General features: G+C 72.2%; 15 protein-coding genes. 7 read left to right on the top strand and 8 right to left on the bottom strand.

Translation table 11 applies throughout. The annotated features are described in order from the left end of the window. Positions 1-12 precede the first annotated feature (12 nt). The 5 genes from DEJ32_RS04395 to DEJ32_RS16135 all read left to right on the top strand — a co-directional run bounded on the left by DEJ32_RS04395 (position 13) and on the right by DEJ32_RS16135 (position 3,249). Complete coding sequence (locus tag DEJ32_RS04395; protein WP_181420577.1) at positions 13-558, top strand: RNA polymerase sigma factor; 546 nt, start codon at positions 13-15, stop codon at positions 556-558. Beyond that, the gene (locus DEJ32_RS04390; RefSeq protein ID WP_110900425.1) at positions 551-1,621 is read left to right on the top strand and encodes a CU044_5270 family protein; all 1,071 of its coding nucleotides are present in this window, start codon (positions 551-553) and stop codon (positions 1,619-1,621) included. The genes DEJ32_RS04395 and DEJ32_RS04390 overlap by 8 nt, the downstream gene beginning before the upstream one ends. 190 nt (positions 1,622-1,811) lie before the next feature. Further along, positions 1,812-2,420 (top strand): hypothetical protein, encoded by a 609-nt coding sequence (locus DEJ32_RS04385; protein WP_110900424.1) that lies wholly within the window; start codon positions 1,812-1,814, stop codon positions 2,418-2,420. Between the two features lie 65 nt (positions 2,421-2,485). Then, positions 2,486-3,085: a dihydrofolate reductase family protein gene (locus DEJ32_RS04380; protein ID WP_110900423.1), complete on the top strand. Its 600-nt coding sequence runs from the start codon at positions 2,486-2,488 to the stop codon at positions 3,083-3,085. After that, positions 3,082-3,249 (top strand): hypothetical protein, encoded by a 168-nt coding sequence (locus DEJ32_RS16135; RefSeq protein ID WP_181420576.1) that lies wholly within the window; start codon positions 3,082-3,084, stop codon positions 3,247-3,249. The genes DEJ32_RS04380 and DEJ32_RS16135 overlap by 4 nt, the downstream gene beginning before the upstream one ends. A 368-nt stretch (positions 3,250-3,617) precedes the next feature. On the opposite strand, the gene tsaE is transcribed toward DEJ32_RS16135, so the two are convergent. From tsaE to glmS, 5 genes are read right to left on the bottom strand one after another with little or no spacing between them, the layout of a single operon-like run. Continuing rightward, the gene (gene tsaE, locus DEJ32_RS04375; RefSeq protein WP_110889553.1) at positions 3,618-4,073 is read right to left on the bottom strand and encodes a tRNA (adenosine(37)-N6)-threonylcarbamoyltransferase complex ATPase subunit type 1 TsaE; all 456 of its coding nucleotides are present in this window, start codon (positions 4,071-4,073) and stop codon (positions 3,618-3,620) included. Between the two features lie 38 nt (positions 4,074-4,111). After that, positions 4,112-5,275, bottom strand: a complete 1,164-nt coding sequence (gene alr, locus DEJ32_RS04370) for an alanine racemase (RefSeq protein WP_181420575.1) — start codon at positions 5,273-5,275, stop codon at positions 4,112-4,114. Beyond that, positions 5,272-6,375, bottom strand: a complete 1,104-nt coding sequence (alr, locus tag DEJ32_RS04365) for an alanine racemase (protein WP_110900421.1) — start codon at positions 6,373-6,375, stop codon at positions 5,272-5,274. Before alr (DEJ32_RS04365) ends, alr (DEJ32_RS04370) begins: the two co-directional genes overlap by 4 nt. Beyond that, on the bottom strand, positions 6,372-6,770 hold the full coding sequence (locus DEJ32_RS04360) for a holo-ACP synthase (protein ID WP_110824215.1): 399 nt from the start codon (positions 6,768-6,770) through the stop codon (positions 6,372-6,374). Before DEJ32_RS04360 ends, alr (DEJ32_RS04365) begins: the two co-directional genes overlap by 4 nt. A gap of 6 nt (positions 6,771-6,776) precedes the next feature. Further along, the gene (gene glmS, locus DEJ32_RS04355) at positions 6,777-8,624 is read right to left on the bottom strand and encodes a glutamine--fructose-6-phosphate transaminase (isomerizing) (RefSeq protein WP_110900420.1); all 1,848 of its coding nucleotides are present in this window, start codon (positions 8,622-8,624) and stop codon (positions 6,777-6,779) included. A gap of 70 nt (positions 8,625-8,694) precedes the next feature. Between glmS and DEJ32_RS04350 the strand changes: the two genes are divergently transcribed. Beyond that, positions 8,695-9,180 (top strand): glutathione peroxidase, encoded by a 486-nt coding sequence (locus DEJ32_RS04350; protein WP_110889266.1) that lies wholly within the window; start codon positions 8,695-8,697, stop codon positions 9,178-9,180. Positions 9,181-9,266: 86 nt separating this feature from the next. Then, on the top strand, positions 9,267-10,211 hold the full coding sequence (coaA, locus tag DEJ32_RS04345) for a type I pantothenate kinase (protein WP_110824218.1): 945 nt from the start codon (positions 9,267-9,269) through the stop codon (positions 10,209-10,211). 207 nt (positions 10,212-10,418) lie between these two features. Here the strand turns inward: coaA and glmM are convergent, their stop codons facing one another. From glmM to rplM, 3 genes are read right to left on the bottom strand one after another with little or no spacing between them, the layout of a single operon-like run. Next, the gene (gene glmM / locus DEJ32_RS04340; RefSeq protein WP_110900419.1) at positions 10,419-11,792 is read right to left on the bottom strand and encodes a phosphoglucosamine mutase; all 1,374 of its coding nucleotides are present in this window, start codon (positions 11,790-11,792) and stop codon (positions 10,419-10,421) included. Between the two features lie 22 nt (positions 11,793-11,814). Beyond that, positions 11,815-12,300: a 30S ribosomal protein S9 gene (gene rpsI, locus DEJ32_RS04335; RefSeq protein WP_110824220.1), complete on the bottom strand. Its 486-nt coding sequence runs from the start codon at positions 12,298-12,300 to the stop codon at positions 11,815-11,817. Between the two features lie 38 nt (positions 12,301-12,338). Continuing rightward, a complete protein-coding gene (gene rplM / locus DEJ32_RS04330) occupies positions 12,339-12,785 on the bottom strand; it encodes a 50S ribosomal protein L13 (protein ID WP_110824221.1) in 447 nt (148 codons plus the stop codon). Between the last annotated feature and the right edge of the window lie 2 nt (positions 12,786-12,787).

Here is a 12,787-nt window from a genome sequence, read left to right as displayed (position 1 = left end):
GCAACACCTACCGTGCCCAGCAACCATCCCCCGCCAGACGCCGCCGACGAGCTCGGTCGCCAGTTCGACCTGCACGGACGCCGCATCCTGCGCTACCTCGCCCGCCGGACCGACCTGCAGACCGCGGAGGACATCCTCAGCGAGACGTTCGTGACGGCCCTGGTGCGGTGGAGCTCGTTCGACCCTGAGCGGCAGGAGCCGTTGCCGTGGCTGTTCGGCATCGCGACGAACCTGCTCAGCCGACACTGGCGATCGCAACGCCGGACACAGCGCGCCATGTCCCGTTCCGCCGCCCCGGAGCACTTCGAAGACGAGACCGGTGACCGCGTTGACGTACAGCGTGCCGTGCAGGCGGTGGTCCGGGAACTCGACCGGATGCGCCCCGCCGTCCGGGACACCGTGCTGCTGCACGCCTGGGCCGAGCTCACCTACGAGCAGATCGCGGAGGCGACGGGCGTCCCCGTCGGTACCGTCCGCTCCCGACTGAACCGCGCCCGCACGGCCCTCCGCGCCGTCCCGGGTGCCACCGACCCCCTGAACGGACCCCTCCATGTCTGACGACGACTTCGCCGCCCTCCGTCTGCTGCGTCGGGAGGACGTACCGCCCGAGGTCCTCGAAGCTGCCCTCGACCGTGCGCGCCACCGGTTCGACGCAGCAGCGCAGGCGGCGGCGACCGCCCCGTCGACGGAAGGTGCTGCGGCGGCCAGCACCGATCCTCCCGTCCGTCGGCGTCATCGGCTCCGCCCCGTCCTGGTCGCCGGTGCCGCGGTCGTCGCTGCCGGCGTGCTGGTCGCCACCGGCATCGGGACCACGCACTGGTCGTCACCGGACCGCGCCGCCGCGGCCACCCTGCACGAGGCGGCCCGTGCGGCCGCGGCGGACCGGGCACCGGTCGGCTCGTACACGCGGGTCGTGGAGACCGAGCGGGCACTGGGGTACGCGTCGTCGGACGGCGAGCACTACGACGAGGGCTACGTGGCACGGCGGACGAGCACGACGTGGGTGCCCGCCGACGTGACCGACACCTGGGTCCGCGAGAGCTGGTCCGAGCCGGCGACGACCTTCTACGGCGGAGCGGCCGCTCGGGAGGCCGCGGCGGACGACTACGCGACCGAGGCCCACCGCGACGACCCGCAGTGGGAGCGCGCTGCCGGCGGCGACTTCACGGTCGGGGAACTCGGCGGTGTGCGTCCGGGGACCATCGCCGTGACGGACATCGAGGGCCTGCCCCGGGACCCTGCCGCGCTCCTGCGGCGGATCGACGCCGCACCTCGCCCGGTGGACACGACCGACTCGGAGCACGCCTTCGACACCGTCCGTTGGCTCCTCCGCACCGGGCTGGTGCCCGCCGACCTCCGTGCCGCCATGTACGAGGCCCTGGCGACCCTGCCGGGCATCGTCGTGACCGAGGAGCAGGCGTCCCTCGACGGACGGGTCGGAACCGCGATCGGACTGCCGGCGCGGACGGGGAAGGAACGCCAGGACGTGATCATCGACCGGGCGTCCGGCACCTACCTCGGCGAGCGGACCGTACAGACACAGCGCACGGGCAGCATCCCGGCCGGGGCGGTGATCGACTCGGTCGCCGTGCGGACCGCACCGGTGGACGTCGTGCCCTGAGCGGCGCGGTGCCGGAGGCCCGGTTCGCGGTCGGCGACAGACCACGGAGCTCCAGACCCACGGACTGTCGCTGGGTGCGAACGGTGCCCGGACCGGGCCGGCGGACCGGGAGCACAGGCGGCACCAGCAGACTGGGACGTCGACCGACCAGCCACGTCCGGCACCGGTCGACCCGGACAGGAGGCCCGTGATGGTCGTGTACGACAGCCGACCGCTCCGACGTGTCCGCCAGGTCGTCGCCGACCTCCTCGTCCTCGTCGGTCTGGTCCTCGCCGTGGTGGTCGGCAGGGAGGTCGCCGGCTCGATCGAACGGCTCGCGTCCATCGGCACCCGGGTGCAGGACGAGGGCTCGGCGTTCCAGCGGCAGCTGTCGGCGACCGCACGGGCCCTCGCGGACATCCCCCTCGCCGGTGACGCCGTGAGTGCGCCCCTGCGGAGGGCGAGCGAGCACGCCGGCGCCGTGGCGGCCGCGGGAGCGCAGCAGCACGACACCGCCGTCCACCTGGCACACCTCGTCGGCGGCGGCCTCACCGTCGTGTTCGTCGTGGTCCTGCTCCTCGTCTGGACGCGCACCCGTGGGCGGTTCGTCCGTACCGCGACGGCCGCGCGCCGAGTGGACCAGGGACCCGACGGTGCTGAGGTCCTGGCACTCCGGGCACTCGTCGGGCGCGATGCCGTGACCGCGCTCGGCCCCGGTGTCGTCGACCGGTGGCGGGGGCGGGACCCGGCGACGATCGCGGCCCTCGCCGACCTCGAGCGGCGCAGCTGCGGGCTGCGGAGCCGACCCGGTCGGCCCTGACCGATCGGTCTCTTGCCGAGCGCAGTGCTCGGCGGTACCGTTCCGGCATCGACGGAGGAGTCCCGATGTCCGCGCGCTTCGTGTACTGGATGAACGTCTCGCTCGACCTGCTCATCGAACGGGACCGCGGCGACCACAGCGGCCTCGAGGGGCCCGACTGGCTCCACATCGACGGCGCCCTGCACCGCGAGTTCAACGACCGTGCCCACGCGATGACGATGTTCGTCGAGGGCCGCGTCGTCCGCGACATGATGGACCCGTTCTGGCCGGACGCCCGCGACGACGACTCGCTGCCGGAGTGGTTCCGCGAGTTCGGGCACATCTGGACGGACATCCCGAAGGTCCTGGTGTCGCGGACCAGGACGACGGCCGAGCACCACACCCGGGTCATCGGCGGTGACGACGCGATCGCACAGCTCGCGGCCCTGCGGCAGGAGTCCGAGGGGGACATCGCGGTCGGCGGCGCGACCCTCGCCACGCAGCTGCTCGCCGCGGGGCTCGTCGACGAGCTCCTGCTGTACACGCACCCCGCGGTCCTCGGCAGCGGTCGACCGCTCTTCGACGAGCCGGTCCCGGAGCCCCTGCTGCTCGACCTCCTCGAACAGCAGGCGTTCCACAACGGCGTCACCCTGCACCGGTACGCGGTCCGGGGAGCGACGGCGTGACGACGACGGCCGTGCTGCACGCCACGGCGTCCTGTGTGTCCGATGCCCTGCCGTGCGACGACGGTGGCGCGACCGACGTGACCGGGCTGTTCGTCACCGTGGTCCTCGTCGTGTCGGCCCTGGTGCTGCTCGGCGTCGTGCTGCTCGGCCGCCAGCGCCGCTGACGCGCCCTGCGCCCCCACGACCCGGACGTCGGACCCGTCGGACGAGGGTCGAGGGCGCTCGCGGCAGGTTCGGGTCTCCGCGACGAGCGCCCTCGCGCTACGACGCCGTCGGGTACGACGCGTGGTCACGACGAGGTCAGCCCGGGAACAGGGATCGGGCATCCGCGGCCAGGGTCCGCGGTGTAGCGCGGGCGACGCTACGCCGTCTGCGCTCGATACCCAAGCGTTTCGAGCGAGTTGGCCGATCTCCGCGTGCCCCGGACGGGAGGCCGGCCCGGCGTCACGGACGTCGGTGCGGTTCACGGGCCTCCCGTCCGGCGGACGCCGGAGACCCGCCGCGGACGCCCGTCCCGGGGACGGGACACGGGTCAGAGGGTGATGCCCTGCCAACGCGGGCCGCTGCCGGTGACGACGACGCGGCGCGGCTCATCCGGGACGTCGTCGGGGTCGACGTCGTCCCCGGCCCCGACGGCACCGCCGGTCGCGCGGACGATCTCGACGTCGAGGACGCTGTCGCTGACCCCGTCGACCATGCCACGGCCCCACTCGACGACGACGATCGAGCCGTCCCAGTCGAGGTCCAGGTCGTCGAGTTCCACCGGGTCGGACAGCCGGTACGCGTCGACGTGCACCAGGTCCGGTCCGGCCGTCGTCGGGTGGGTGCGCGCGAGCACGAACGTCGGACTCGACACCTGCCCCCGCGCCCCGAGTGCTGCGCCGAGGCCGCGGGTCATCGTGGTCTTGCCGGCGCCGAGCGGCCCGGTCAGCACGACGAGGTCACCGGCGCGCAGGACCGCCGCGAGCCGTGCGCCGAGCGCGCCCATCTGCTCCGTCGTGTCCACCGTGGTGTCGAGCAGGACGGTCACGCCCGCTCCCCGCGCAGGTAGGCGCCGACACGGCCCTCGGCCGAGTGTCCCTCGTGGACACGCTGGACCCGGCTCCCGATCCGGCAGACGACCTCCTCGCCGATCGTGTCGATCGCGCTCGCCCACTCCAGGACGGTCATCTCGCCGTCCTCGCCGGTGCCGAACAGGGTCACCGGGTCGCCGACGCGGACGTCGTCGTCACCGACGTCGACCAGGAACTGGTCCATGGCGACCCGGCCGGCGATCGGGTACCGCGTGCCGTTGACCGCCACCTCGACGTGCCCCTGCGCCGCCCGCGCCACGCCGTCCGCGTAGCCGACCGGGACGAGCGCCAGCGTGGTCTCGGCGTCGGTGCGGTACGTGTAGTCGTAGGAGACGCCCGTGCCGGCGGGGACGCGCTTCGTCTTCGCGACGGAGCTCGTGACCGTCATGACCGGTGTCAGACCGAGGTCGGCGGCGGTGACCCCGTCGGCGCCCGGGATGCCGAACAGGTTCGCCCCCATCCGGACCATGTCCTTCCGGAACTCCTTGCGCTCGAGCCCGGCGAGCGAGGCGGCGACGTGCTCCCAGCGGATGTCGAGCCCGAGGTCCTCGGCCTGCTCCACCATCGCGTCGAAGTGCGCCACGGCCGCTGCGTCGTCCTCGTCGGACGACTCGGCCAGGTGCGTGTACGCCGCGACGACCTCGATGCGCCCGTCGCGCTGCGCGTCCCGGGCGGCCTCCACCAGCGCCGGCCAGGCGTCGGAGGACGCGCCGTCCCGGTGCAGGCCGCTGTCGACGCCGAGGTGCACCCGGGCCGGTCGGTGGTCGACCGCGGCCACGATGCGCTGCAACTCGGCGACGTCCGAGACGCCGAGGTCGACACCGGAGTCGACCGCGTCCCGGAAGTCCAGGCCGGGGTCGTGCTGCCACGTGAACAGCCGGACGTCCTCGCCGACGCCGATCGACCGGAGGCGCAGGGCAGCCGGGACCGTCAGGACCCCGATCCACCGGATGCCGGCGTCGACCGCGGTCAGGGCGATGGCCTCGAGCCCGTGGCCGTACGCGTCGGCCTTCATGACCGCCATCAGCTCGACGGGGTCCATCCACGAGCGGACGAGGTCGAGGTTGGCACGGTACGCGTCCAGGTCGATGACCGCGCGGCGGAGTGGTGCGCTCACGTCGTCCTCCGTTCCACGCTGCGGCCGACCCTGGCGACCACCTCGTAGTTGATCGTGCCGATCGCGTCGGCCCACTCCTCCACCGCCGGTTCGCCGTTCGCGGGGTCGCCCCAGACCACGGCCTCGTCCCCGACGGAGACGTCGGCGTCCCCGATGTCGATGTGCATCGCGTTCATCGCGATCCGGCCCACGACCGGGAACCGACGGTCACCGATGCGGACGGACACGGCGCCCCCGGCACCGCGGTCGAACCCGTCCGCGTACCCGAGACCGATCACGGCGAGCCGGGTGTCGTGCTCGGCACGCCACGTGTACCCGTACGAGACACCGTCACCCGCGGGCACGGGGACGATCCGGAGGACCGCGGCGGTCACCCGCATGGCGGGACGGAGTCCGAGGTCGGCCGAGGTGCGGTCCGGGAACGGGCTGAGCCCGTACAGCGCGAGTCCGACCCGGACCAGGTCGCGCCGGGTCTCCGGGAGCGCCAGGCTGCCGGCGCTCGCGGCGAGGTGCACGACCTCCGGCCGGATCCCGACCGCCGCCAGACCGTCCAGTGCCCGCTGCAGAGCGGCGTCCTGGTCGAGGTCGTCCACGCGCGACGCGTTCGACAGGTGGGACATGACGCCCTCGATCCGGGTGCGGTCCCCACCGCGGGCCAGTGCCGCCGCGGTCGCGAAGAGCTCGGGCCACTCCGACTCGACCGCGCCGTTGCGGCTCAGGCCGGTGTCCAGGACGAGGTGCACGGCCGGGACGTCGGCGTCGGCCGCGGTCGAGAGCTGCTCGACGCTCGACACCGCCGGGGTGATCCCGTACCGGGCCGCGCGGCGGAAGTCCTCGTCGGGGGCGTGCAGCCACGCGAGGATGCGGACGCCCTCGTCGATCCCGGCCTGCCGGAGCGCCACCGCCTCGTCGAGGTCGGCGACGCCGAGCCAGTCCGCGCCGGCGTCGACCAGTGCCCGGGCGACCTCGACGGCACCGTGGCCGTACCCGTCCGCCTTCACCACGCCGATGACGCCCGCCGGAGCGACCTGTTCCGCGACCGTCGCGTAGTTGGCGATGACAGCCTCCCGGTCGACGGTCACCCCCGTGAACGCGCTCACGCGGCCGCTCCTTCCGTTGCGGGCCGGTCCCGGCCCTCGATGACGACGAACGCCGTCGCGATCCCGCCGTCGTGGGACAGCGAGAGGTGCACGTGCGAGACGCCCCGGTCGTCCGCGACCCGCTGGGCGCCGGCGTGCAGCGTGAGCGACGGGTTGCGCTGGTCGTCCGCGACGACCTCGAGCTCACGCCAGCTCAGCCCGGCGCTCGACCCGAAGGCCTTCACGAGCGCCTCCTTCGCGGCGAACCGGGCGGCGAGCGACGCGATCGGACGCGGTTCGCCGTCGCGCAGCTGCTCGGCGTCGGTGAACAGCCGCGTCCGCATCGCGGGCGTCCGTGCGAGCACCCGCTCGAACCGTTCCAGGTCGACCACGTCGACCCCGATGCCGATGATCACGTCCGACTACTCGACGGTGACCGACTTCGCGAGGTTGCGCGGCTGGTCGACGTCCAGGCCCTTGGCCGCGGCGAGCTCCATGCCGAACATGTGCAGCGGTGCCACGGCGAGCAGCGGCTCGAACAGGGGCGTCGCGAGCGGGATCCGGAGGACCTCGTCGGCGAAGGGCAGCACGGCGGCGTCGCCCTCCTCGGCGATGGCGATCACCCGGGCACCGCGCGCGCGGATCTCCTGGATGTTCGACACGACCTTCGGGTGCAGCGAGCGGGCGTCGCGCGGGGACGGCACGATGACGAAGACGATCTGGCCGGGCTCGATGAGCGCGATCGGACCGTGCTTGAGCTCACCGGCGGCGAAGCCCTCGGCGTGGATGTACGCGAGCTCCTTGAGCTTGAGGGCGCCCTCGAGGGCGATCGGGTACCCGACGTGGCGGCCGAGGAACAGCACGCTCCGGGTGTCCGCCATCCACTTGGCCAGCTCGGCGACCCCGGAGGCGTCCTCGATGGTCTGCTGGAGCTTCTCCGGCAGTCCCTCCAGTTCGGCGACCTGGGTGGCGATCTGCTCGGCGGTCAGCGTGCCGCGGAGCGTGGCGAGGTGCAGGCCGAGCAGGTACAGCGCGACGCCCTGCGCCAGGAACGCCTTCGTCGACGCGACCGCGACCTCCGGTCCGGCGTGCGTGTAGATCACCGCGTCGGACTCGCGCGGGATCGTGGCGCCCTGGGTGTTGCAGATCGAGAGGACCTGCGCGCCCTGTTCGCGGGCGTACTTGACGGCCATGAGCGTGTCCATCGTCTCGCCGGACTGGCTGATGGAGACGACCAGGGTGCGGTCGTCGAGCACCGGGTCGCGGTAGCGGAACTCGTGCGCGAGCTCGACCTCGACGGGGACGCGTGCCCACTGCTCGATCGCGTACTTGCCGAGCATGCCGGCGTAGGCCGCGGTCCCGCAGGCGATGACGATGACGCGGTCCACCTGCTGCAGCCGCTCGGCGATCGGGTCGAGGTCGGTCAGCGTGATCGCGCCCTCGTGCACGCGGCCGAGGATCGTGTTGCGCACGGCCTCGGGCTCCTCGCTGATCTCCTTCGCCATGAACGAGGACCATCCGCCCTTGTCGGCGGCGGAGGCGTCCCAGTTCACCTCGAACTCGCTCGGCTCGGCAGGGGTGCCGTCGAAGTGGATGACGTCGACGCCGTCCGGACGGATCGTGGCGATCTCGTCCTGACCGATCGACAGTGCCCGCTGCGTGTACGCGACGAACGCGGCGACGTCCGAACCCATGAAGTTCTCGCCGTCGCCGAGGCCCACCACGAGGGGCGAGTTGCGACGGGCGCCGACGACGACGCCCGGCTGGTCGGCGTGCACGACGAGCAGGGTGAACGCGCCCTCGAGGCGGGCCACCGTGCGTCGCATCGCCTCGGTCAGGTCGTGCGTCTCGCGGAACTCGCGCGCGACGAGGTGCGCGGCGACCTCGGAGTCGGTCTCGCTCTCGAAGGTGACGCCCTCGGTCAGCAGCTCGTCCTTGAGCGGGGCGAAGTTCTCGATGATGCCGTTGTGGATGAGGGCGAGCTTGCCGCCGTCGGCCAGGTGCGGGTGCGCGTTGCCGTCGGTCGGGCCGCCGTGGGTCGCCCAGCGGGTGTGGCCGATGCCGGTGCCGCCGTCGGGGACGGGGTTCGCCTCGAGCTCGTCGACGAGCATCTGGAGCTTGCCGGCCTTCTTCGCCGAGGTCATGTCACCGGCGGGGTCGATCACGGCGATGCCCGCCGAGTCGTAGCCGCGGTACTCGAGACGGCGGAGGCCCCCGAGGAGGACGTCCGTGCTGCTGTTGCTGCCGACGTAGCCGACGATTCCACACATGGGACCGATCCTACGGGCAGTGCCGGGAGCACCCTGCGAGCCGCCCCGGAGGCGGGGGTAGCTTCCGACCATGGGACGCTTCGACGACATCGCCATCACCACCCTGCAGGGCGAGCAGACCACCTTCGGCTCGTACGCCGACAAAGCCGTGCTCGTGGTGAACGTCGCGTCACGCTGCGGCCTCGCCCCGCAGTACGAACAGCTCGAGGAACTCCAGCGGACCTACGGGCCGCGGGGCTTCACCGTCCTCGGCTTCCCGAGCAACCAGTTCCTCCAGGAACTCGGTTCGTCGGAAGCCATCGAGGAGTACTGCTCCGCCACCTGGGGCGTGACCTTCCCGATGTCCGAGAAGGTCAAGGTGAACGGCGGCGGCGCGCACCCGCTCTACAAGGAGCTGAAGCAGACGCCGGACGCTGCGGGCAAGGCCGGTCGCGTCGCCTGGAACTTCGAGAAGTTCCTCGTGGCGCCGGACGGCACGGTCACGCGCTTCCGGCCGACGACCAAGCCGGACGCTCCCGAGGTCGTCGCCGCCATCGAAGCGGCACTCCCCGCCTGACGGGCGGGTGCCGGACGGGAGGCGCGCTCCACCGGACCGTCGTCGCGGGCGGTTGTCGGGCCTCCCGGCTGGGTACGCTCGACCCCATGCCGATCCCGGAGACGACCGTCGCGCACCCCACTCCCTTCGTGGAGATCCCCCGGGACGAGTGGTCGCAGCTCGCGCCGAAGGAGCACCTCTCCCTCACCGAGACCGAGATCGTGCAGCTGCGCGGCCTGGGCGATCGCCTCGACATCACCGAGGTGCAGGACGTCTACCTGCCGCTCTCCCGGCTCCTGACGCTGTACGCCGCCGGCGCACGCGACCTGCACGCCGAGACGAGCCGGTTCCTCGGCGAGCGTGCGAGCCGGACCCCGTTCGTGATCGGCGTCGCCGGGTCGGTCGCGGTCGGCAAGAGCACCGTCGCGCGCCTCCTCCGCGAGCTGACGAAGCGGTGGCCGGACACCCCCCGCGTCGAGCTCGTGACGACCGACGGCTTCCTGTACCCGAACGCGGAACTCGAGCGCCGCGGGATCATGGACCGCAAGGGCTTCCCGGAGTCGTACGACCGTCGTTCGCTCCTCCGGTTCGTCAGCAACGTGAAGAGCGGTGCCGCCGAGGTCCGGGCGCCGTACTACTCGCACCTGGTCTACGACATCGTGCCCGACGCGGAGATCGTCGTGCGGCAGCCGGACATCCTCATCGTCGAGGGGCTGAACGTGCTCGCGCCACCGGTGCACGGACGCCTGGCCCTGTCCGACCTGTTCGACTTCACGATCTACGTCGACGCGAAGACGAAGGACATCGAGTCCTGGTACGTCGACCGGTTCCTGGCGTTGCAGGAGCAGGCGTTCTCGAGCCCGGACTCGTTCTTCCACCGCTTCGCCGAGCTGTCCCGCGAGGACGCCGTCCGCACCGCGACCGAGGTGTGGCGGGCGATCAACGAGCCGAACCTGCTCGAGAACGTCCTGCCGACGCGCTCCCGGGCGACCCTCGTGCTCAAGAAGGCCGCCGACCACAAGGTGACGAGCGTCCTGCTCCGCAAGATCTGACCGCGTCCCGCGGCGCCTGCCGTCCCGCGGTGCCTGCCCTCCCGCGGTGCCTGCCGTCCCCGCACAACCGAAGCCCGTCCGAACCACGCGAGTGCGCAGTTCGGACGGGTTTCTGTTGTGCGGATGCGATCCACGCCAGCGGGGCGCGAGCGCGGCGAGCGCGACCGGCGCGGCCGGCGCGGCCGACGCAGGCGCGAGCCCGCGCGGCTACGCGGCGTCGAGCGTCAGGCGCGCACGCACGACGTCGGCGAGCTCCTCGGCGACGCGCTGGGCGTCCTCCTGCGAGGCCGCCTCGACCATCACGCGGACGACCGGCTCCGTGCCCGAGGGACGCAGCAGCACCCGACCGGAGTCACCGAGTGCGTCGGTGGCGGCGCTGATCGCCTCCTGGACGCCCTGGTCGTCGAGCCCGTGGCGGTCGACGCCCTTCACGTTGAGGAGCACCTGCGGGAACACCGTCATGCACGCGGCGAGCTCGCCCAGCGTCTTGCCGGTGCGCGCCATCTCCGCCACGAGGTGGAGGCCCGTCAGGACCCCGTCACCGGTCGTCGCATAGTCGCTGAAGATGATGTGGCCGGACTGCTCGCCACCGAGCGAGAACCCGCCCTCGGTCATCTTCTCGAGGACGTACCGGTCCCCGACACCGGTCTCGAGGACCGTGATGCCCGCGTCCGCCATGGCCCGCTTGAGCCCGAGGTTCGACATCACCGTGGCGACGAGCGTGTCGTCGACCAGGCCTCCGCGCTCCTTGAGGGACAGCGCGAGGATCGCCATGATCTGGTCGCCGTCCACCGCGTTGCCGTCGGCGTCCACGGCGAGGCAGCGGTCGGCGTCACCGTCGTGCGCGATGCCCACGTCGGCGCCGGCCTCGAGGACCGCGCGCGCGAGGTTGTCGATGTGGGTCGAGCCGACGCCGTCGTTGATGTTGATGCCGTTCGGGTCGGCACCGATGAGCGTGACCTTCGCGCCCGCGTTGACGAACACCTCGGGCGAGACCCCGGAGGCGGCACCGTTGGCGCAGTCGAGCACGACGTGGATCCCGTCGAGTCGGTGCGGCAGCGTGCCGAGCAGGTGGACCACGTAGCGGTCCTCGGCGTCGGCGAAGCGCGTGATGCGCCCGACCTCGGCACCGGTGGGGGTCGGCGCGGACTGGTCGTGCATGGCCGCTTCGATGCGGTCCTCGACCTCGTCCGGCAGCTTGCGACCACCAGCGGCGAAGAACTTGATCCCGTTGTCCGGGGCGGGGTTGTGCGAGGCGGAGATCATCACGCCGAAGTCGGCGTCGACGTCCGCGACCAGGTACGCCGCTGCGGGGGTGGGGATGACCCCGGCGTCGAGGACGTCGACGCCGGCGGAGGCGAGCCCGGCTGCCACGGCGGCACCCAGGAACTCGCCGGAGACGCGCGGGTCACGCGCGAGCACGGCCCGGGGGCGCGTGCGACCGGACGCTCGACGAGCGTCCGCGTGGTGTCCGTGCGTGAGCACGGCCGCGCTCGCCTGGGCAAGACCCAGTGCGAGCGCGGCCGTCAACTCGCCGTTGGCGAGGCCACGAACGCCGTCGGTACCGAACAGACGCGGCATGCGATCTCCCGCCGTCAGGCGATCAGCGCTTCGAGAACTGCGACGCCTTGCGGGCCTTCTTGAGACCGGCCTTCTTGCGCTCGATGACGCGGGCGTCACGGGTGAGGAAGCCGGCCTTCTTGAGGGTCGCGCGGTTGTTCTCGCGGTCGATCTCGTTCAGGGTGCGGGCGATGGCGAGACGGAGCGCGCCGGCCTGACCCGAGGGGCCGCCACCCGTGATGCGGGCGGTGACGTCGTAGGCGCCGAGGAGCTCGAGCACCTTGAACGGGTCGTTGATGAGCTGCTGGTGCAGCTTGTTCGGGAAGTAGTCCTCGAGCGTGCGGCCGTTCACCGAGAAGGTGCCGGAGCCGGGGACCAGGCGGACGCGCGCGATGGCCTCCTTGCGGCGCCCGACGGCACCGCCCGAGACGTTGAGGATCTGACGGGGAGCCGCCTCCGACGCGACGGGCGCGCTCTCGGTGGTGAAGGTCTCCGGGGTCTGGTCGATGGAGTCAGCGATCTGAGCCATGAGTGTTTTCTCGTTCCTGGAAGTCGTCGTGGCCGCTGTTACTGCGAGACCTGGTCGAAGGTGTACGGCTTGGGCTGCTGCGCCGCGTGGGGGTGCTCAGCGCCTGCGTAGACCTTGAGCTTCTTGAGCTGCTCGCGACCGAGGGTGTTCTTCGGCAGCATGCCGCGGATCGCCTTCTCGACGGCGCGCGTCGGGTGCTTCTCGAGCATCTCCGGGTAGGTGGTGGCCGTGAGGCCGCCCGGGTAACCGGAGTGGCGGTAGTAGACCTTCTTGGCGAGCTTCGACCCGGTCAGGGCGACCTTGTCGGCGTTCACGATGATGACGTAGTCACCCATGTCCATGTGCTGGGCGAAGGTGGCCTTGTGCTTGCCGCGGAGGAGGGCGGCGACGTGCGAAGCGAGGCGGCCGAGCACGACGTCGGTCGCGTCGATGACGATCCAGTCGTGCTGGACGTCTGCCGGCTTCGGGGAGAACGTACGAGTCACAG

It is taken from the genome of Curtobacterium sp. MCPF17_046 (genome assembly GCF_003224295.1).
In the GTDB taxonomy this organism is placed as follows: Bacteria; Actinomycetota; Actinomycetes; order Actinomycetales; family Microbacteriaceae; genus Curtobacterium.
Note: the sequence above shows the minus strand (reverse complement) of the source record. Positions and strands in the feature narration are given on the sequence as shown.